The organism is Bacillus sp. P4_D3, from assembly GCF_056401855.1.
The window spans coordinates 1-22018 of record NZ_JBFUIN010000040.1 but is presented as its reverse complement, the minus strand read 5'-3'; the positions used below and the strand labels follow the sequence as shown (position 1 = coordinate 22018).

Annotated in this window: 20 protein-coding genes, 1 pseudogene and 1 other annotated feature; of the genes and pseudogenes, 17 read left to right on the top strand and 4 right to left on the bottom strand. The window is 38.0% G+C overall.

Translation table 11 applies throughout. The features are described from left to right. From AC1DTM_RS08690 to pyrE, 16 genes are all read left to right on the top strand, one after another. Positions 1–459, top strand: a 459-nt coding sequence (locus AC1DTM_RS08690; RefSeq protein WP_477000162.1) for a YlmH/Sll1252 family protein, incomplete at its 5' end; no start/stop codon positions are given. Between the two features lie 89 nt (positions 460–548). Continuing rightward, positions 549–1055 (top strand): septum site-determining protein DivIVA, encoded by a 507-nt coding sequence (gene divIVA / locus AC1DTM_RS08685; protein ID WP_002088249.1) that lies wholly within the window; start codon positions 549–551, stop codon positions 1053–1055. Between the two features lie 51 nt (positions 1056–1106). Beyond that, positions 1107–1331 (top strand) — a binding site (T-box leader). A gap of 71 nt (positions 1332–1402) precedes the next feature. Further along, the gene (gene ileS2 / locus AC1DTM_RS08680) at positions 1403–4168 is read left to right on the top strand and encodes an isoleucine--tRNA ligase (RefSeq protein ID WP_016106023.1); all 2766 of its coding nucleotides are present in this window, start codon (positions 1403–1405) and stop codon (positions 4166–4168) included. A 156-nt stretch (positions 4169–4324) separates the two neighbouring features. Next, entirely contained in the window at positions 4325–4654 is a 330-nt protein-coding gene (locus tag AC1DTM_RS08675; protein WP_002160708.1) for a TraR/DksA C4-type zinc finger protein, read from the top strand. 124 nt (positions 4655–4778) lie between these two features. After that, a complete protein-coding gene (lspA, locus tag AC1DTM_RS08670; RefSeq protein WP_477000161.1) occupies positions 4779–5237 on the top strand; it encodes a lipoprotein signal peptidase LspA in 459 nt (152 codons plus the stop codon). Positions 5238–5241: 4 nt separating this feature from the next. Further along, entirely contained in the window at positions 5242–6150 is a 909-nt protein-coding gene (locus AC1DTM_RS08665; protein ID WP_002111420.1) for an RluA family pseudouridine synthase, read from the top strand. A 204-nt stretch (positions 6151–6354) separates the two neighbouring features. Further along, positions 6355–6897: a bifunctional pyrimidine operon transcriptional regulator/uracil phosphoribosyltransferase gene (pyrR, locus tag AC1DTM_RS08660; protein ID WP_001156489.1), complete on the top strand. Its 543-nt coding sequence runs from the start codon at positions 6355–6357 to the stop codon at positions 6895–6897. Positions 6898–7043: 146 nt separating this feature from the next. Beyond that, on the top strand, positions 7044–8336 hold the full coding sequence (gene uraA, locus AC1DTM_RS08655; protein WP_002111419.1) for a uracil permease: 1293 nt from the start codon (positions 7044–7046) through the stop codon (positions 8334–8336). 147 nt (positions 8337–8483) lie between these two features. Beyond that, complete coding sequence (pyrB, locus tag AC1DTM_RS08650) at positions 8484–9398, top strand: aspartate carbamoyltransferase (protein ID WP_016106021.1); 915 nt, start codon at positions 8484–8486, stop codon at positions 9396–9398. After that, positions 9382–10668, top strand: coding sequence for a dihydroorotase (gene pyrC / locus AC1DTM_RS08645; protein WP_477000160.1), 1287 nt, complete (start codon positions 9382–9384; stop codon positions 10666–10668). The genes pyrB and pyrC overlap by 17 nt, the downstream gene beginning before the upstream one ends. Then, the gene (locus AC1DTM_RS08640; RefSeq protein ID WP_477000159.1) at positions 10665–11762 is read left to right on the top strand and encodes a carbamoyl phosphate synthase small subunit; all 1098 of its coding nucleotides are present in this window, start codon (positions 10665–10667) and stop codon (positions 11760–11762) included. Before pyrC ends, AC1DTM_RS08640 begins: the two co-directional genes overlap by 4 nt. Beyond that, a complete protein-coding gene (carB, locus tag AC1DTM_RS08635; RefSeq protein WP_002146052.1) occupies positions 11747–14965 on the top strand; it encodes a carbamoyl-phosphate synthase large subunit in 3219 nt (1072 codons plus the stop codon). Before AC1DTM_RS08640 ends, carB begins: the two co-directional genes overlap by 16 nt. Beyond that, on the top strand, positions 14962–15741 hold the full coding sequence (pyrK, locus tag AC1DTM_RS08630; protein WP_002160712.1) for a dihydroorotate oxidase B electron transfer subunit: 780 nt from the start codon (positions 14962–14964) through the stop codon (positions 15739–15741). The genes carB and pyrK overlap by 4 nt, the downstream gene beginning before the upstream one ends. Continuing rightward, a complete protein-coding gene (gene pyrD, locus AC1DTM_RS08625; RefSeq protein ID WP_477000158.1) occupies positions 15738–16649 on the top strand; it encodes a dihydroorotate oxidase B catalytic subunit in 912 nt (303 codons plus the stop codon). The genes pyrK and pyrD overlap by 4 nt, the downstream gene beginning before the upstream one ends. A 2-nt stretch (positions 16650–16651) precedes the next feature. Continuing rightward, entirely contained in the window at positions 16652–17368 is a 717-nt protein-coding gene (gene pyrF / locus AC1DTM_RS08620) for an orotidine-5'-phosphate decarboxylase (protein WP_016106018.1), read from the top strand. Next, entirely contained in the window at positions 17365–17997 is a 633-nt protein-coding gene (pyrE, locus tag AC1DTM_RS08615) for an orotate phosphoribosyltransferase (RefSeq protein ID WP_000711455.1), read from the top strand. Before pyrF ends, pyrE begins: the two co-directional genes overlap by 4 nt. Positions 17998–18066: 69 nt before the next feature. Here the strand turns inward: pyrE and AC1DTM_RS08610 are convergent, their stop codons facing one another. After that, entirely contained in the window at positions 18067–18321 is a 255-nt protein-coding gene (locus AC1DTM_RS08610; RefSeq protein ID WP_016106017.1) for a YbeF family protein, read from the bottom strand. 164 nt (positions 18322–18485) lie between these two features. Beyond that, a pseudogene (locus AC1DTM_RS08605) lies at positions 18486–19871 on the bottom strand (hypothetical protein). 185 nt (positions 19872–20056) lie between these two features. On the opposite strand from AC1DTM_RS08605, the gene AC1DTM_RS08600 reads away from it, so the two are divergent. After that, complete coding sequence (locus AC1DTM_RS08600; protein WP_002160714.1) at positions 20057–20425, top strand: YoqO family protein; 369 nt, start codon at positions 20057–20059, stop codon at positions 20423–20425. 32 nt (positions 20426–20457) lie between these two features. On the opposite strand, the gene AC1DTM_RS08595 is transcribed toward AC1DTM_RS08600, so the two are convergent. Continuing rightward, positions 20458–20982, bottom strand: a complete 525-nt coding sequence (locus tag AC1DTM_RS08595; RefSeq protein WP_016106015.1) for a DinB family protein — start codon at positions 20980–20982, stop codon at positions 20458–20460. A gap of 85 nt (positions 20983–21067) precedes the next feature. Continuing rightward, positions 21068–22018, bottom strand: a 951-nt coding sequence (locus AC1DTM_RS08590) for a M24 family metallopeptidase (RefSeq protein ID WP_477000157.1), incomplete at its 5' end; no start/stop codon positions are given.

Below are 22018 nucleotides of genomic sequence, written 5' to 3'. Positions count from 1 at the left end.
ATATTAGGTGCATTCATGTCACTTGGTTTAACAAGGGAAAAATGTGGTGATATTTTGCTTCAAGAAGATCGTGCCCAAATTGCAGTTGCGAAAGAAGTTGTATCCTATATTGAAATGAACTTACAATCAATAGGGAAAATGAAGGTCACACTCTCTCCTATACAAGTAGAGAAAGTTTTGCGTGTAGGTGAAAAGTGGGGAGAAAAATCTGGAACAGTTTCGTCACTTCGTCTAGATGTTTTATTAGCTGAAATGCTGCATATATCTAGGCAGAAAGTACAGCCTCTTATAAAAGGTGGCCTAGTAAAAGTCAATTGGAAAACAGTAGAGCAAACTTCGTATGAATGTTTTCCGGGTGATGTTTTCTCGGTTAGAGGGTATGGACGAAGTAAATTATTTTCTGTAGAAGGTAAAACGAAGCGCGACAAATGGAGAGTTTTGTATGGTATACTAAAATGATTGGTTTTTTAGAAGGAAATTCTCTTATTTTGTCGAAGAAAAGATATAATTGAAAGAGGAAATTTAGATAACTACTTGGAGGTGGCGTTGTGCCGTTAACACCATTAGATATTCATAACAAAGAATTTGGTCGCGGATTCCGTGGCTACGATGAAGATCAAGTAAATGAATTTCTTGATCAAATCATCAAAGATTATGAATTAGTCATTCGTGAGAAAAAAGCTTTAGAAGAAAAGGTTGCACAATTAGAAGGAAAGTTAGATCATTTTTCTAATATTGAAGATACGCTTAACAAATCTATCATTGTCGCACAAGAAGCTGCTGAAGAAGTGAAACGTAATGCACAAAAAGAAGCAAAATTAATTGTACGTGAAGCAGAAAAAAATGCAGATCGTATCATTAATGAAGCATTAGTGAAATCAAGAAAAGTTGCATTTGATATTGAAGAGTTAAAGAAACAAGCGAAAGTATTCCGCACTCGTTTCCGTATGTTGTTAGAAACACAGCTTGAAATGTTAAGCAACGATGATTGGGACAAATTAATTGAGTTAGAAGACGAAGTGGACGAACTGTTGAAAAAAGAAGAAACAGTGTAAGCTTGACGTTTTTCTCATTATTACATATAATTTTAAACAGCATATTTATTAAGAAAAACGAAGATAGGGATAAGTACCTTTTTCATACCTTATATAGCGAACTGAGGATAGTGTAAGCTCAGGATAAGGAGATAATGGGAATATCACCCTGGAGTTCCGCGCTGAACAAATTTAGTAAGCGTAGGCGTATATTCGCGTTAAGAATATAAAGAGGACCTTATGCATTTGTACATGGTCTACTAGGGTGGTACCGCGGGAGACTTTCTCGTCCCTTTTTGGGATGAGAGGTCTCTTTTTTATTCCCTTTTTTAAGGTCTGTCGTTTATATATTTAAGGAGGAATTGAGCATGGAGTACAAAAATACATTACTAATGCCAAAAACAGAATTCCCGATGCGTGGGAATTTACCGAAACGTGAGCCTGCAATGCAAGAAACATGGGCTGAAATGAATATTTATGAAAAGGTACAAGAACATACAAAAGGTCGTCCTTTATTTGTACTACATGATGGACCTCCATATGCAAATGGTGACATCCATATGGGACACGCACTAAATAAAGTGTTAAAAGACTTTATTGTTCGTTTTAAATCAATGACAGGATACTGTGCACCATATGTGCCAGGTTGGGATACGCACGGTTTACCAATTGAACAAGCTTTAACGAATAAAGGTGTAAAGCGTAAAGAAATGACAGTTGCTGAGTTCCGTAAATTATGCGCAGAGTATGCATATGAGCAAGTAGAACGTCAACGTGAACAATTTAAGCGTTTAGGTGTACGTGCAGATTGGGATAATCCATATATTACTTTAGAGCCAGCTTATGAAGCACAACAAATTAAAGTGTTTGGTGACATGGCGAAAAAAGGTTATATCTATAAAGGACAGAAACCAGTTTACTGGTCTCCAACGAGTGAATCAGCTTTAGCAGAAGCTGAAATTGAATACCAAGATAAAAAATCAGCATCTATTTACGTAGCATTCCCTGTAAAAGACGGAAAGAACGTATTAGAAGGTGATGAGAAGTTCATTATTTGGACAACAACACCTTGGACGTTACCTGCTAACTTAGGTATTTCTGTTCATCCAGAACTTGAATATGCTATTGTGAACGTAAATGATGAGAAATATATTATTGCTTCTGAACTATTTGAGACAGTTGAAAAAACGTTAGAATGGGAAAATGCTGAAGTTGTGAAAACGGTAAAAGGTAGCGAACTTGAGTATACAGTTGCAAAACACCCATTCTACGATCGTGACTCATTAGTTATGCTAGGGGAGCACGTTACAACAGATGCTGGTACAGGTTGTGTTCATACAGCACCAGGACACGGGGAAGACGATTTCCTTGTTGGTAAGAAATATGGTTTAGAAGTTCTTTGTCCAGTTGATGATAAAGGTGTATTAACAAATGAAGCACCTGGATTTGAAGGTCTATTCTATGATAAAGCTAATAAACCAATTACGGAAAAATTAGAAGAAGTAGGTGCGTTACTAAAATTAACATTTATTACGCATTCATACCCACATGATTGGAGAACGAAAAAACCAATTATTTTCCGTGCAACAGCACAGTGGTTTGCATCTATTGAAGCATTCCGTAAAGAATTATTACAAGCTGTTGAAGAAACGAAATGGGTTCCAGTATGGGGTGAAACTCGTCTTCATAATATGGTTCGTGACCGTGGTGATTGGTGTATTTCTCGTCAACGTGCATGGGGTGTACCGATTCCAGTATTTTATGCGGAAAATGGAGACCCAATTATTACAGATGAAACAATTAGCAATGTAGCAGATTTATTCCGTGAACACGGTTCTAACGTATGGTTCGAGCGTGAAGCGAAAGATCTATTACCAGAAGGATTTACACATCCAGGTAGCCCAAATGGTGAATTCCGTAAAGAAACAGACATTATGGATGTATGGTTTGATTCAGGTTCTTCTCACCAAGCGGTATTAGAAGAGCGTGATGATTTACAACGTCCAGCAGATTTATATTTAGAAGGATCTGACCAATATCGTGGTTGGTTTAACTCTTCATTATCAACAGCAGTTGCTGTAACAGGTAAAGCACCGTATAAAGGTGTTCTAAGCCACGGTTTCGTACTAGATGGTGACGGACGTAAAATGAGTAAGTCGATTGGAAACATCGTCGTACCGAAGAAAATTATGGATCAATTAGGCGGAGATATTTTACGCTTATGGGTATCTTCTGTTGACTATCAATCTGATGTACGTATTTCAGATGATATTTTAAAACAAGTAGCAGAAGTATATCGTAAAATCCGTAATACATTCCGTTTCTTATTAGGAAACTTAGATGACTTTAATCCAAGTGAAAATACAGTGGCGGCAGCTGAGCTTCGTGAAGTTGACCGTTATATGTTAGTAAAATTAAATGAATTAATTACAAAAGTGAAAGAAGCGTATGAAGCATATGACTTTGCAGCAGTATATCACGCAATTCATAACTTCTGTACAATTGATTTAAGCTCATTCTATTTAGACTTTGCGAAAGACATTTTATACATTGAAGGTGCAAATCACCAAGATCGCCGCGCGATTCAAACAGTATTATATGATGTTCTTGTTGCATTAACAAAACTTGTAACACCAATCTTACCTCATACAGCTGATGAAGTATGGCCTTATGTTCCTGGTGCAGAAGAAGAAAGTGTACAGTTAACTAATATGCCAGAAGTTGTAGAAGTAGATGGTGCTGAAGCGTTAAAAACAAAATGGGATGCATTTATGACGTTACGTGATGACGTATTAAAAGCTTTAGAAGTCGCTCGTAATGAAAAAGTAATTGGTAAGTCATTAAATGCAAGTATTACACTATATCCGACTGCAGAAATGAAAGCTATGTTAGAGTCTATTAGTGAAGACTTAAAGCAACTATTTATTGTTTCTGAGTATAAACTTGGTGGTATGATAGAAGAAGCTCCGGCAGATGCACCTAAGTATGAGCATACAGCGGTTGTTGTAGCTCAAGCAACTGGTGATACGTGTGAACGTTGTTGGGTTGTTTCAGAAACAATTGGCAAAGATGCGGAACATGAAACATTGTGTGAGCGCTGTGCAACAGTTGTTAAAGAAAACTACGTAAAATAATGAAAAAACTGACTGCTCATAAGAGTAGTCAGTTTTTTGTTGATGATATATCGAAATAACTTTCACTCTCTTTCCTATGAAGGAAAAATGTGTGTGAGGTAAGCATAGAAATTTCGGACACACTAATTGTACATTGCAGCTGGGAGGAATGTACACGTGAATGAAATTTATATGGAAATAAAAGAAGAATTGCAATTGATGAGAAAAGAGTTGCAAGATAGACTGGCGAAAGAAGTAATGCACACATACTATATGGAATTTGGACAAGAACTTGGATACGGAATAAAGGAAGAGACAAAGAAAAAATTGCTATTACATGATATAAAAGAGGATTTAAAAGATGTAGAACGTGCATTGTTTAAAATGGAAATAGATATGTACGGTATTTGTGAAGAAACTGGAAGAGCGATTTCTACAAAACAAATGAAAACAATGCCGACTGCTCGTACTATTCATGAATTTTTCTATGAAAAGGTAAATGTATGAATACGCACAACGATATTATGTTACCTTTTTTTAATTTATTTTATTCTTCTATAAAGGTTCATTGTGAAAAGGCAGCAGCTATGCTAAAATTTTGAGGTACACTGTCTTTATGGGGGAAATGAAAATGATATATTATGTAATAGCGTTATTTGTCATTGCCATCGATCAAATATCGAAATGGCTAATTGTAAAGAACATGGAATTGGGTACGAGCATTCCGATTATCGATAATGTATTATACATAACATCACATCGAAATAGAGGAGCTGCCTGGGGTATTTTAGAAAATAAAATGTGGTTTTTCTACATTATTACAGTCATTTTCGTAGCATTTATCGTATTTTATATGAAAAAATATGCGAAAACGGACAAGCTTCTAGGTATTTCATTAGGTCTAATTTTAGGCGGAGCAATTGGCAATTTTATTGATCGTGTATTTAGACAAGAAGTAGTGGATTTCATTCACGTGTATATTTTCTCGTACAACTATCCAGTATTCAATATAGCTGACTCAGCATTATGTATTGGAGTTGTATTAATTATTATTCAAACAKTATTAGAAGGAAAGAAAACGAAGGAGTAATTGAATGAGTGAAGTAGTACAAGTAACAGTTGCAGAAGAACAAAAAAGCGAGCGAATTGATAAATTCGTTGCAGAAATAAACAGTGAATGGTCACGTTCACAAGTGCAGCAATGGATTAAAGATGCTGTTGTGACAGTAAATGGGAAATCAGTTAAAGGGAATTATAAAGTAAAAGGAAATGATGAAATTACAGTAACAATTCCCGAGCCAGAAGAGTTAGATATTCAACCGGAAGATATGAATTTAGAAGTTTATTATGAAGATGCCGATGTACTAGTTGTAAATAAGCCGCGTGGCATGGTAGTACATCCAGCACCAGGGCATACGAAAGGCACGCTTGTAAACGGACTTATGCATCATTGTACAGACCTATCAGGTATTAACGGTGTAATGCGTCCTGGTATAGTACACCGTATTGATAAGGATACATCTGGATTATTAATGGTTGCTAAAAATGATGTGGCGCACGAATCACTTGTAAATCAACTTGTAGCAAAAACGGTAACAAGACGCTACAAAGCGATTGTACATGGTGTAATTCCACATGATAAAGGAACAATTGATGCTCCAATTGGTCGTGATAAAAAAGAACGTCAAAGTATGACCGTTGATGAAAATGGTAAGAATGCTGTTACACATTTCCAAGTGTTAGAGCGATTTAAGGATTTCACACTTGTAGAATGTCGCTTAGAAACGGGACGTACACACCAAATTCGTGTTCATATGAAATATATTGGTTATCCACTTGCAGGGGATCCAAAGTATGGTCCGAAGAAAACATTAGATATGAATGGACAAGCACTTCATGCAGGGATTTTAGGTTTCGATCACCCTCGTACTGGTGAATATATTGAGTTTGAGGCACCGATTCCAGAAGTGTTTGAAGAAGCGCTAAATATTTTACGGAAATAGTATTGACAAATCATAAGAAAACTGAGATACTGACAACAGTTAAATAATGATCCTTTAACACAGCCCCGTGAGGTTGAGAAGGTAACGGTTTGAAATACTTAGGGTATGTTGTACCCTTTTTTCAAAAGTCCTCTCGCACACGCTGAGAGGACTTTTTTTATACCATTACTCTCACGCAAGAAAAAAAGCTTGGAGGTGTAGAGCATGCAAGAGAAAGCTGTAGTTTTAGATGACCAAATGATTCGCCGCGCTTTAACACGAATTAGTCATGAAATCGTGGAACGAAATAAAGGTGTCGATAATTGTGTTCTTGTCGGAATAAAAACACGTGGAATTTTTATTGCACAACGTTTGGCAGAACGAATTGGTCAAATTGAAGGAAAAGAGATGGAAGTAGGAGAGTTAGATATTACGTTATATCGTGATGATTTAACACTACAATCGAAACATAAAGAACCACTTGTAAAAGGTTCTGATATTCCTGTAGATATTACGAAGAAAAAAGTTATCCTTGTGGATGATGTGTTATATACAGGAAGAACAGTTCGAGCAGCAATGGATGCTCTTATGGATTTAGGTAGACCATCACAAATCCAATTGGCTGTTCTTGTTGATAGAGGTCATCGTGAATTACCAATTCGCGCTGATTATGTAGGAAAGAACATTCCAACATCTAGTGAAGAGCGTATCGAAGTTGATTTGCAAGAGACAGATCAACAAGATCGAGTAAGCATATACGATAAGTAAAGCCCTTTTAAATGTAGTCCTGTGAGGCTGCCAAAGGGTCTTGGCTTTCATATGTCAAATTTGGCATACGAAAGTGTAGGACTCTTTGTGCACAGGCACAAAGAGTTTTTTTATTGCAAAAATCAAAACTGAAGGAGGATGTAACAATGGAGCAAAAGCCAGTGTTAGACATTCATGAAGTACCGAAACCGGGAAAATGGTTATTATTAAGTATACAACATTTGTTCGCGATGTTTGGATCAACAGTGCTTGTTCCGTTTTTAACAGGACTGAATCCATCAGTAGCTTTAATATCAAGTGGATTAGGAACGCTAGCGTTTCTTCTAATAACGAAAGGTCAAGTACCAGCATATTTAGGATCATCATTCGCCTTTATTGCACCAATTATTACGGCAAAAACAGCAGGTGGACCTGGAGCAGCGATGCTTGGTGGAATGCTTGCGGGACTTGTGTACATCTTAATCTCACTCGGAATTAAGAAATCTGGGTCAGAATGGATTATGAAATTACTTCCGCCAATCGTAGTTGGACCAGTCGTCATGGTAATCGGTTTATCTTTAGCACATACAGCAGTGAACATGGCGATGAACGGTGCGGATGGTAAGTATAGCATTACACACTTTTCAGTAGCATTAGTAACATTAGCAATTACAATCATTTGCTCCATATTCGGGAGAGGGTTTTTCAGTATCATACCAGTGCTACTTGGAATCATCGGCGGGTATATATTCGCTTACTTCCAAGGGCTAGTAGATTTAAAGCCAGTAGCTGAGGCGAAATGGTTTGTCATACCAGATTTCACAGTACCGTTTGTAACATACACTCCGGAGTTTTCATGGAAAATTGTACTCTTAATGGTACCAGTTGCACTTGTAACAATTTCAGAACATATCGGACATCAAATTGTACTTGGAAATGTTATTAAAAGAGATTTAATTGAAAAACCAGGTTTACATCGTTCAATCTTCGGTGATGGGGTAGCAACATTGATCGCATCACTAATAGGAGGACCACCGAATACAACATATGGTGAAAACATCGGTGTGCTAGCAATTACGAGAGCATACAGTGTATACTTATTCATCGGTTCAGCAGTGTTCGCAATCATGTTTGGATTTATCGGGAAGATTTCAGCACTGATTCATTCGATTCCAACACCGGTTATGGGTGGTGTATCAATCTTACTCTTCGGTGTAATCGCATCAAGTGGTTTACGCATGATGGTAGACGATAAAACAGACTTAGGCGACAAACGAAACTTAATGATTGCATCAGTTATACTAGTAATCGGTATTGGCGGGGCGGTACTACACGTAGGTGAATCGTTCCAAGTAGAAGGAATGGCACTAGCAGCAATTGTCGGTGTACTATTAAATCTACTACTACCGGAGACAAAACAAACAAATAAAACAAAACAATCTAAGCAGATTGCTTCATAAAAATAACCTTTTAATTCAGTCCTGTGAGATAGAAAAGGGTGGCTACTTTAACGCACCCTAGTCTCAAAGGCTAGGGTATTTTTATGCAGTTATTGTTATATAAATTCAATGATGTTATCATAAAAAACAGAAAGATGAGGGATGACGATGAGCCATTTGTTAACGATGAGTGAATTATCGGAACAAGAAATTTCAGAAATCCTAAAAGACGCAGAAGATTTCGCGAATGGAAAAGAGAGCAAAACGACAGAGCAAACATTTGTTGCGAACTTGTTCTTTGAGAATAGTACGAGGACGAGATTTAGCTTTGAAGTTGCTGAGAAGAGATTAGGACTTGAAGTATTAGACTTTTCCGCAGATGCATCTAGCGTACAAAAAGGAGAAACTTTATACGATACGATAAGAACACTAGAATCAATCGGAACAAAAGCGGTAGTCATCCGCCATGAGCAAGATCGTTACTTCGATGAATTAAAAAATCAGGTGAATATCCCAATCTTGAACGCTGGAGATGGATGTGGAAATCATCCAACGCAATGTCTACTCGATCTTCTAACAATTAAACAAGAGTTTGGAAGATTTGAAGGTTTGAAGATTGCAATAGTTGGGGATGTTCGTCATAGCCGAGTAGCACGTTCTAATGCAGAAGCATTAACGAAACTGGGCGCGACAATTTACTTTGCAAGCCCAGAAGAGTGGAAAGATGAAGAGAACACATTTGGAACGTACAAGAGTTTAGATGAACTTGTTCCAGAAGTGGATGTGATGATGTTACTTCGTGTACAACATGAGCGTCATGACCATTATGAAACAGACATTATGAAAGAGTATCACGAGCAACATGGGTTAACAGTTGAAAGAGAAAAACGTATGAAAGAAGGAAGCATTATTATGCATCCAGCCCCTGTAAACCGTGATGTTGAAATTGCGAGTGAACTTGTCGAGTGTGAACGCTCACGCATATTTAAGCAAATGGAAAACGGGGTCTACGTAAGAATGGCTGTACTAAAACGCGCATTACCAAATGTATTAGGAGGAATGAAACATGAATTATTTGTTTAAAAACGGTCGTTATATGAATGAAGAAGGAACAATTGTAGCAACAGATCTTCTTGTACAAGACGGTAAAATTGCGAAGGTAGCAGAAAATATTACGGCAGATAATGCTGAAGTAATCGATGTAAATGGAAAGTTAATCGCACCTGGATTAGTAGATGTACACGYTCATCTTCGTGAACCAGGTGGTGAACATAAAGAAACAATTGAAACAGGAACACTTGCAGCAGCAAAAGGTGGATTTACTACAATTTGCGCAATGCCAAACACACGCCCAGTACCAGATTGTAAAGAACATATGGAAGACCTGCAAAAGCGTATTAAAGAAAAAGCACATGTAAATGTATTACCATATGGAGCAATTACAGTACGTCAAGCAGGTTCTGAAATGACTGATTTTGAAACGTTAAAAGAACTTGGAGCGTTTGCTTTCACTGATGATGGCGTAGGTGTGCAAGATGCAAGCATGATGTTAGCTGCAATGAAGCGTGCAGCGAAATTAAATATGGCAGTTGTTGCACACTGTGAAGAGAACACACTTATTAATAAAGGATGTGTACATGAAGGGAAGTTTTCTGAGAAACACGGATTAAACGGTATCCCATCAGTATGTGAATCCGTACATATTGCCCGGGACATCTTACTTGCGGAAGCTGCAAATTGTCACTATCACGTATGTCACGTAAGTACAAAAGGATCTGTACGTGTAATCCGTGACGCGAAACGTGCTGGAATTAAGGTGACAGCAGAAGTAACACCGCATCACTTAGTATTATGTGAAGATGATATCCCATCGGCTGATCCTAACTTTAAAATGAATCCACCGCTTCGAGGAAAAGAAGATCATGCAGCGTTAATTGAAGGACTATTAGATGGAACAATTGATATGATCGCAACTGACCATGCACCGCATACTGCAGAAGAGAAAGCGCAAGGGATTGAAAGAGCGCCGTTCGGAATTACTGGTTTTGAAACAGCATTCCCGCTTTTATATACGAACCTTGTGAAAAAAGAAATCATTACATTAGAGCAACTAATTCAATTCTTAACAGAAAAACCAGCTGACACATTCGGTTTAGAAGCAGGGCGCCTAACAGAAGGTAGAACAGCGGATATTACAATTATCGATTTAGAACAAGAAGAAGAAATTGATCCAACAACATTCTTATCAAAAGGAAAAAATACACCATTCGCAGGTTGGAAATGCCAAGGTTGGCCGGTTATGACAATCGTTGGTGGTAAGATCGCATGGCAAAAGGAGAGTGCATTAGTATGAAAAGACAACTTATCTTAGAAGATGGAACGGTATTAATTGGAAAAGGTTTCGGAGGAGAAATCGAAAAGTCAGGTGAGGTTGTATTTACAACTGGGATGACTGGATATCAAGAAACTTTATCTGATCCATCATACTGCGGTCAAATCGTAACATTTACGTATCCATTAATCGGAAACTACGGCATTAACCGTGATGATTTTGAATCAATTCACCCATCTGTAAATGGTTTAATCGTAAACGAAATTTGTGATCACCCATCAAATTTCCGTAATGAAATTTCGTTAAATGATTACTTGAAAGAAAGAAATATCCCAGGATTAGCAGGAATTGATACGAGAAAATTAACAAGAAAAATTCGTGAATATGGAACTTTACGCGGACGTCTTTGCAATATGGATGTGGATGTAGAGGACATCGTTAGCCAATTGAAAGCAACTGTCTTTACAGATCATGTGAAACGCGTATCAACAAAAGACCCATACCCAAGTCCAGGCCGTGGTCATCGCGTTGTACTTGTAGACTTCGGAATGAAACATGGTATTTTACGAGAATTAAATAAGCGTGACTGTGATGTAATTGTTGTACCTTACAATACAACAGCAGAAGAAATTTTACGTCTTAGCCCAGATGGAATTATGTTAAGTAATGGACCTGGGGACCCAAAAGATGTACCAGAAGCAATTGAAATGTTAAAAGACATTATTGGTAAAGTTCCTTTATTCGGGATTTGCCTAGGACATCAATTGTTCGCGCTAGCATCTGGTGCGAATACAAGTAAGTTAAAATTCGGTCACCGTGGTTTAAATCATCCAGTAAAAAATCTTGCAACTGGAAAAGTAGCAATTACATCTCAAAACCATGGTTACGCAGTAGAAGAGGAATCAGTTGGAAATACAGAACTTGAAATTACACATGTTGCTTTAAATGATGGAACAGTAGAAGGTCTTCGTCATACGAAATTCCCAGCATTTACAGTGCAATACCATCCAGAAGCTTCTGCAGGACCAKAAGATGCAAATGATTTATTCGAAGATTTCTTAGCAATGATTGAAAACTTCAAGAAAGAAGGGGAAGAGTTATGCCAAAACGCCTAGACATTAACACAATTTTAGTAATCGGATCAGGACCAATTGTAATTGGGCAAGCAGCAGAGTTTGATTACTCTGGTACACAAGCTTGTCAATCTCTTAGAGAAGAAGGTTACAAAGTAATCCTTGTTAACTCTAACCCAGCAACAATTATGACAGATACTGCAACAGCAGATAAAGTATATATAGAACCATTAACACTAGAATTCGTAAGCCGTATTATTCGTAAAGAACGTCCAGATGCACTCCTACCAACATTAGGTGGTCAAACAGGCCTGAATATGGCTGTTGAACTTGCGAAATCAGGCATACTTGAAGAGTGCGGAGTTGAAATTTTAGGAACAAAATTATCAGCAATCGAGCAAGCCGAGGATCGTGACTTATTCCGTACATTAATGCAGGAATTAAATGAACCAATTCCATCTAGTACTATTATTCATACGCTGGAAGAAGCACATGAATTTGTAAAAGAAATTGGTTATCCAGTTATTGTTCGCCCAGCATTTACAATGGGGGGAACAGGTGGCGGAATCTGTAATAATGAAGAGGAACTAATTGAAATCGTATCAGGTGGATTAAAACATAGTCCAGTAACACAATGTTTATTAGAAAAGAGTATTGCTGGTTGTAAGGAAATTGAATATGAAGTAATGCGTGATTCGAATGATAACGCGATTGTAGTATGTAACATGGAAAATATCGATCCGGTTGGGGTTCACACAGGTGATTCTATCGTTGTAGCACCGAGCCAAACATTAAGTGACCGTGAGTATCAAATGTTACGAAACACTTCATTACGAATTATTCGCGCATTAGGAATTGAAGGTGGATGTAACGTTCAGCTTGCACTTGATCCACATAGCTTCCAATACTATGTAATCGAAGTAAACCCGCGTGTGAGTCGTTCGTCTGCACTAGCATCTAAAGCAACTGGATATCCAATTGCGAAGCTAGCGGCGAAAATTGCAGTCGGTTTAACATTAGATGAAATTGTAAACCCAGTAACACAAAAAACATACGCTTGCTTCGAGCCAGCATTAGACTATGTTGTTTCAAAAATTCCACGTTGGCCATTTGATAAGTTTGAATCAGCAAACAGAACACTTGGTACACAAATGAAGGCAACTGGTGAAGTTATGTCAATCGGACGTAACTTAGAACAATCATTATTAAAAGCGATCCGTTCTTTAGAGCTTGGCGTTTATCACCTAGAGTTAGACCACTTAAAAGAGCTTGATAAAGAAACGATGAAAAAGCGTATTATAAAAGCTGATGACGAGCGTCTGTTCGTTGTAGCAGAAGCGATCCGTCAAGGTGTAACGAAAGAAGAAATCAACGAATGGTGTGAAATGGACTTCTTCTTCTTACAAAAAGTTGAAAATATCGTAAACATGGAACGCGAAGTAAAAGCGAATGTAGGAAATATGGAAGTGTTACAATCTGCGAAAGAAATGGGCTTCAGTGACCATTACATCGCCAATGCTTGGAACAAAACAGAGCGTGAAATTTACGATATGCGTAAAGAAAGCAATATGACTCCTGTTTATAAGATGGTAGATACTTGTGCGGCAGAGTTTGAATCTGCAACACCATACTACTACAGCACATATGGTGACGAGAATGAATCGATTGTAACAGATCGTAAGAGTGTAGTTGTACTAGGATCTGGTCCAATCCGTATTGGTCAGGGTGTTGAGTTTGATTATGCAACAGTTCACTCTGTATGGGCAATAAAAGAAGCTGGATATGAGGCAATCATTGTTAATAACAACCCTGAAACAGTTTCAACAGACTTCAGTATTTCTGACAAATTATACTTTGAACCATTAACAATCGAAGATGTAATGCACATTATCGATTTAGAAAAGCCAGAAGGTGTTATCGTTCAATTCGGTGGACAAACGGCAATTAACTTAGCAGCTAAATTAGAAGCACACGGTGTGAAAATCTTAGGAACATCACTTGAAGATTTAGACCGTGCAGAAGATCGTGATAAGTTTGAAGCAGCTTTAACAAAGCTTGGTATCCCGCAGCCAGTTGGTAAAACAGCAACGACTGTAGAGCAAGCAGTAGCGATCGCTGACAAAATTGGTTACCCAGTATTAGTAAGACCATCTTACGTACTAGGTGGACGTGCGATGGAAATCGTATATCGTCAAGAAGAATTACTGCACTACATGAAAAATGCGGTTAAAGTTCACGCAGATCACCCAGTATTAATCGACCGTTATATGGTTGGTAAAGAAATTGAAGTAGATGCAATTTCAGACGGTGAGAATGTATTCATTCCAGGTATTATGGAACATATCGAACGCGCTGGAGTTCACTCTGGGGATTCAATTGGAGTATATCCACCACAGAGCTTATCTGAAAAACTAAAAGAACAAATTATTGAACATACAATTGCGCTTGGAAAAGGTTTAAACATTGTTGGATTACTAAACATTCAGTTTGTAGTATTCAAAGATGAAGTGTATGTAATTGAAGTAAATCCACGTGCGAGCCGTACAGTACCATTCTTAAGTAAAATTACAGGCGTACCGATGGCAAATATCGCAACGAAAGTTATTTTAGGTCAAAACCTTGTAGAACAAGGATATGGAACTGGCTATCACCCAGAAGAGAAGGAAGTGTATGTAAAAGCACCGGTATTCTCATTTGCGAAACTACGCTCAGTTGATACAACATTAGGGCCTGAAATGAAATCAACAGGGGAAGTAATGGGTAAAGATTTAACGCTTGAAAAAGCATTATATAAAGGACTTGTTGCTTCAGGAATTAACATTCCAACGCACGGATCAGTAATTATCACTGTAGCGGATAAAGATAAAGAAGAAGCGCTGGAAATTGCAAAACGCTTCCATGAAATCGGCTATAACTTATTAGCAACAGCAGGAACAGCACAATCCCTAACAGAACAAAACATTCCGGTGCAAGTTGTAAACAAAATTGATTCTGAAGACTACAACTTACTTGATATTATCCGTCAAGGGAAAGCGCAGTTTGTAATCAATACATTAACAAAAGGAAAACAACCAGCGCGTGATGGTTTCCGCATTCGCCGTGAATCAGTAGAAAATGGTGTGGCTTGCTTAACATCACTTGATACAACGAGAGCAATCTTGAGAGTATTAGAATCTATGACATTCTCAGCTCATTCAATGAAAGAAATTACGCAAACGAAGCGTCACGAGGTGGTACATGCATGATGCAAAAGCAAAATATGATCGTCGTTAACCAAAAAGAAATCGCAAAAAACATTTACGAATTAGTGCTTCAAGGGGATCTAGTGCAGCAAATGAAGGATCCAGGGCAGTTTGTACACATTAAGGTAGCAGAGGGCATTACGCCCCTTCTGCGCCGCCCAATTAGTATTTGTAATGTTGATCAAGACAAGAACGAATTTACAATGCTATATCGTGCGGAAGGACAAGGAACAAAAACATTAGCGAAAAGAAAACAAGGTGAACTTGTAGATGTGTTAGGACCACTTGGTCATGGATTTCCTGTAGAAGAAGCGCAATCTGGACAAACGGCTCTATTAGTTGGTGGGGGGATTGGTGTACCACCACTATATGAATTGTCACAGCGTCTTGTAGCAAAAGGAGTACGCGTTATTCACATCTTAGGTTTCCAAACGAAAGATGTTGTCTTCTATGAAGAGAAATTCGCAGAGCTTGGTGATACGTATGTTGCAACAGTTGATGGTACACATGGTACAAAAGGGTTTGTAACAGATGTAATTGATAGCTATGGAATTGACTTTGACATTCTCTACTCATGTGGACCTTTAGCGATGCTTCGTGCATTAGAAGGACGCTATAAGGAGAGAAAAGCCTACATTTCATTAGAAGAACGTATGGGCTGTGGCATCGGAGCATGTTTCGCGTGTGTATGCCATTTACAAGCAGATCCGAGTGGACATTCTTACAAGAAGGTGTGTAGCGACGGACCAGTATTTCCAATCGGGGAGGTTGTACTATGAACAGATTGCAAGTTGAATTACCAGGGTTATCATTAAAAAATCCAATCATCCCAGCATCTGGTTGCTTCGGATTTGGTCGTGAGTATGCACAGTTCTATGATTTAAGTGTACTTGGATCAATTATGATTAAAGCGACAACAGAACAACCTCGTTATGGAAACCCAACGCCTCGTGTTGCTGAAACACCAGGCGGAATGCTAAATGCAATCGGGCTTCAAAATCCTGGATTAGAAAAGGTAATGAATTCTGAATTACCTTTTMTCGAGCAATTTGATCTTCCGATTATTGCAAACGTTGCGGGTTCACAAGCTGAGGATTACGTAGCGGTTGCGAAGGCAATTTCAAAGGCACCTAATGTTCATGCGCTAGAATTAAATATTTCTTGTCCAAACGTAAAAACGGGTGGTATCGCTTTTGGTACAAATCCTGAAATTGCTGCTGATTTAACGAAGCGAGTAAAAGAGGTTTCTGAAGTACCGGTATATGTGAAATTGTCACCGAACGTGGCAAACATTGTGGAAATTGCAAAAGCAATTGAAAATGCGGGTGCGGACGGTTTAACGATGATTAATACATTGCTTGGTATGCGTCTAGATTTAAAAACTGCAAAACCAATTTTAGCAAACCGTACGGGCGGACTATCAGGGCCTGCGATTAAGCCAGTAGCAATTCGTATGGTACATGAAGTAAGTCAAGCGGTTAACATTCCGATTATCGGAATGGGTGGTATTGAAACAGCGGAAGATGTAATTGAATTCTTCTATGCTGGCGCAAGCGCGGTTGCAGTTGGAACGGCGAACTTTATCGATCCGTTCGTATGTCCGACAATTATTGAAGAATTACCAGCATTACTAGATGAATTAGGATTTGATCACATTTCGGAATGTCGAGGAAGGAGCTGGAAGTAAGTATGTCACAGTCGCTAATTGTTGCACTAGATTTTCCAGGGAAACAAGAGGTAGAACAATTCTTACATCACTTTGAAGGGGAAGAGTTATTTGTCAAAGTGGGTATGGAGTTATTTTACAAAGAGGGTCCTGCAATTATTACGTACTTAAAAGAAAAAGGGCATAAGATTTTTCTAGATTTAAAACTTCATGATATTCCGAATACGGTAAAAAGCGCTATGCGTAGCCTAGCTAGTCTAGATGTAGATATGGTAAATGTTCATGCTGCTGGGGGAAGTAGTATGATGAAAGCTGCGATTGAGGGATTAGAGGAAGGTAAGCAAGAAGGAAAAGAGAGACCGATTTGTATTGCAGTTACACAACTAACAAGCACTTCGGAAGCTATGATGAAAAAAGAGATTGGTATTGAGAAAACGTTAGAAGAAGCGGTTGCTCATTATGCAAAATTAACGAAAGAAAGTGGACTTGATGGCGTTGTTTGTTCAACACTTGAAGTAACAAAATTACGTGAAGTATGCGGAAATGAATTTGTAACAGTAACACCGGGGATTCGTCTTGCAAGTGATGATGTGAATGACCAAGTGCGCGTAGCAACACCGAAACGTGCGAGGGAACTTGGTTCAAGCTACATCGTAGTTGGACGTAGTATTACAAAAGCAGAAAATCCGCTTGAAGCGTATAAAACAGTAAAACAACAGTGGGAAGGTGTAACAGTATGAAAAAAGAAATCGCATCGCATTTATTAGAAATTGGAGCAGTATTTTTACAACCGAATGATCCATTCACTTGGTCTTCTGGTATGAAATCACCAATTTATTGTGATAATCGTTTAACTTTATCTTATCCAAAAGTACGCCAAGCGATCGCAGCTGGATTAGAAGAATTAATTAAAGAGCACTTCCCAACTGTAGAAGTTATTGCAGGAACAGCAACTGCTGGTATTGCGCACGCTGCATGGGTAAGCGATCGTATGGATTTACCAATGTGCTACGTACGTAGTAAGGCAAAAGGTCACGGTAAAGGGAACCAAATCGAAGGAAAAGCTGAAAAAGGTCAAAAAGTAGTAGTAGTAGAAGACTTAATTTCAACTGGCGGTAGTGCAATTACATGTGTAGAAGCACTTCGCGAAGCTGGCTGTGAAGTATTAGGAATCGTATCAATCTTCACGTACGAGCTTGAGTCAGGAAAAGAGAAACTAGAAGCAGCAAACGTAGCATCATATTCTTTAAGTGATTACAGTGCATTAACTGAAGTTGCAGCAGAAAAAGGTATGATCGGACAAGCTGAAACGAAAAAATTACAAGAGTGGCGTAAAAATCCAGCTGACGAAGCTTGGGTTACAGCGTAACACGAAAAAAGACGACTGTGTGGGGAAACGCAGTCGTCTTTTTTTATAAAAAAATAGTAATGGTCATCATTAGTTACTACTTTGATAATATTCATACCCTCTTACAAACAATAGAGTCATATAAGAAACGATAAATGAGAAGATGCTGTACATACCGACCCAAAAGAAAAACTCTGGAGTAAAGGCGATAACACCTATTATTAAAAAACTAGCAAACGTTACAATCGGCATTACGTAATACGTTTTCGTTCTACGTGTTCCAATAACAGAAACGATAAAGATAAGTAATGGACAAAGAAATAAGACGAAAATCAATTCATTCATAGTTATGTCCCCTTTTCTAATTGCAGTAATCTGTTCTTCGTAAACGTTTTGAAATAAATACTCTCTTAATATAATTTCGCTAACATATACATAATCCCTTTTGAAGGTCAGGATGTTTCAATACTTAACCTGAAAAAACGTAAGCAAGTATTGTCTTGCTTACGTTACAGAATAAACATCGCAACGATCGTGGTGACAATTAAGCCAATCACAACCGGTAAAAAGTTTCGGCGTGCGAGTTCAAACGGATCTACTTTACAAATGGCAGCGGCAGGAATAAGCGCCCAAGGAATTAAGGTCCCGCCCCCGGTCCATATGGCAGCGATTTGTCCGAGTGCTGTTAGGGTAGCTGTTCCATGGCCAAGTGCTGTTCCGAAAAGATTGGCAATTGAACCAGCGAGTGATATACCTGAAAAACCAGATCCATCTAATCCTGTTATAACACCAACGATAGTTAATGTCCCAGCCGATACATATTGATTTAAAGGAACTGTTTGAGACAAAGCGATTCCTAAGTCGTTAATGATTCCGTGTGAACCTTTCGGTAAATAGCCTCCAATAATTTTCACAAAGCCGCTATCTCCTAAATAAAAAAGTGCAGCAATCGGAATAACTGGACCAAAAATTTTAAATCCAAATTGGAGCCCTTTTATAAAATAATCGGTCGTTTTATTTAGGCCATTTCCTTTGTAGGCGATGAGAGAAATGATGATAATCATAATAACTGTCGTTCCGCCGATTAGCGCTGTAGCATCGCTTCCTTGTAGTTTAAACTGCATCATACAAAGGATATCAATGATATATACGATAGGGATACATATAGCGAGCCATTTCTTTATGCGAGGAGATAATAAAATAGTAGTTTTAGATGGTTCAGTTGATGAAGAAGAGTCTTGCAACGATAATCCTGTATGAAATTCTTTTCGTAAGAAGAAAAATGCGACAGAAGTTGTCACAATGCCCATAACGATAACGAGGGGAACACTGGCAGAAACAACGCTAGAAACAGGAAGTCCGGCGGCGTCTGCGGTTAATTTCGGAGCACCTTGAATAACGAAGTCGCCGGATAAAKCGATACCGTGTCCGAATAAGTTCATAGCAATCGCAACTCCAATCGGTGGAAGGCCGACGCGTACAGCGACTGGTAATAAAATGGCCCCCATTAACGCGACAGCTGGAGAAGGCCAAAAGAAGAAGGAAATTGTCATCATTAATAGACCGATAATCCAGTAGGCGAGTGTAGGTGTACGAATCATCTTTGTAAATGGTGAAATCATCGTATCATTTATGCCAGTATGAACGAGTAGATTGCTCATCGATACGATAATGGAGATGATTAATATAGTTGGTAATAGTTCGGTAATGGCGTAAATGAAGCTTTGGAAAATACCGCTAATGGCAAGAGGAATAGAACTTGTTGCGGTTTATGCTAACAAAAAGATAAAAACGATACAAATGATCGTCGTATCTTTCCGGAGAATAAAAAAGGTAATGATGGTCAGTAAACAAAGAACATAGAGAGCGTGTAAAAGCGTTAATTCAACTCCCATAACATCCACATCCTTTAGGCGTTCGTGTAGTTTATTGTATGAAAGCAGAGAAAGTATGTGAGTATAGGAAAAAGAAAAAAAGTGAAATTTCATGTACTGTAATGGTAAGAAAGAAAAATGGATGATACAATACAATTAATCCTAAAAATGGAATTCGAGGAGGGGTAGAATGGGGGATAGTACGGATGAGAGAAAAAATAGGGTATTATGGTGTACTTGCTTGTTTAATATTATCTATCATTTCAGGACAATTTCTTAAAAGTGAATGGATAGGCGTTATATTATGTATAGGCGTACTGTTTTTTGCTCCTTTGTACCGCTGGAGTGAATGGAAAGCATATAGTCGAAAAAAGAAAATTGTTCTTAGTATCGAGTTTGTATTTGTAATTAGCACGATTCCGTTTTTGTTATTGAAAGGAAATGAGATAATAGATGGAATTGTAATTTTTCAAGGGTGGTTATTTATCGCGAAATTGTTATATTTAATATGCATTCTAATAGCGCTAGCGGTGGTCGCTAAAAAAGTAAACGAAAAGCTATTCGCTAATGAATAAAAGAAAATGCCACTGAATAAGGTGGCATTTTCTTATTTTACTGAATGTGCTTTTTGCATCTTTTTAATTAAACGAATTTGTCCGCGATGATTGATTTCATCTTCAAATACGTGAAACCATTTAAAGTAGTTATTTGCTGGTTTGTCATGCCAAAAATCTGTCGTTTTAAATAGCCATTCATCAGGTAACGATTGAAATGTTTCAATCGTTTTAGAGCGCACTTCTTGTAACGTATTTATGTAAAATTCTATTGAGTTGCCTTTTATTTTCTCGCGTCCAAGATTTCCTAACTCAACAGCAGGTAACCAGTGTTCTAATTCAGCATCTGTTGGTTCACGATCTTCAAAGGTATGAATTTGGTAGTAAAATTCAATAGCAGCCATATGGTACAAAAGCATACCAATTGAGTTTGCTTCATCATCATACAAATAATCAAGTTCTTCAATTGTTAAGCCTTCGGCAGCCTGCATTGTTGTATAGCGAGCGTAATTCATCATGGAAACAAGTTTTGAAAATTCAAGCTGTAAACCATCTATCTTATCGATTACAAAGTTCAATTAAAATTCCCCCTCTTTAAACAATTACTCCAGAGAAGGAATTCTATGTGTAAAGAAAAAACTCCTGTTTAAAAGTTCATGATTTTTAACAGGGAATGACAATTAGTTCCCGATTTGCCTTTGTAATAACCTCATAGCCTTCTTTTGTAATGACGATATCGTCTTCAATTCTACAACCGCCCCAGTTCGGTATGTAAATACCCGGCTCAACTGTAACAACCATACCTTCTTGTAAAGTTGCCTTACTTTCTTGGGATAGGCGAAGCGGTTCATGTATTTCTAACCCGAGACCGTGCCCGGTAGAGTGGCCAAAGTATTGACCGTATCCATGTTCTGTAATGTAATCTCTCGTTATATCATCGATACTTTTCGCAGTTTCTCCAGGTTTAATTGCTTCAGTTCCACGCTTCAATGCTTCTAATACAACATTATATATTTTTTTGAATTCTTCTGATGGTTCGCCGATTGCTACAGTACGTGTTATATCGGAACAATAGCCGTTGTAAAGTGCACCGAAATCTAATGTAATCATATCGCCTCGTTCAATGATTTTATTTGATGCAACGCCATGAGGAAGAGAAGAACGAACACCAGAAGCTACAATGATTTGAAACGATGAGGACGTAGCTCCTTTTTTTCGCATGAAAAATTCTAATTCATCTCGGACTTCAGTTTCGCTTATTCCCGGTTTTAGAAAGCTAAGAATGTGTTGGAAAGCTTCGTCAGCAATAGTAGCGGCAATTTTCATTGTTTCTATTTCGGGTGTGTCTTTAATAATACGAATATCTTCGATGATTTCACACACCTGAACCATTTCTGCCTTCATATATTTTTGTAAGTTCTTATATTGTTGCAATGTCATGTTATTTTCTTCAATTCCAAGTTTTTGAATGTTTAATTTGGATACTTGATTTGCAACTTCTTTTTCTAAATTTCCTTTATGCATAATGATTTCTGCGTCTTTTATTTGTGATTTCGCTTGATCTACATAGCGGAAATCAGTTATAAAAACAGCGTTATCCGCAGAGATTAAGAC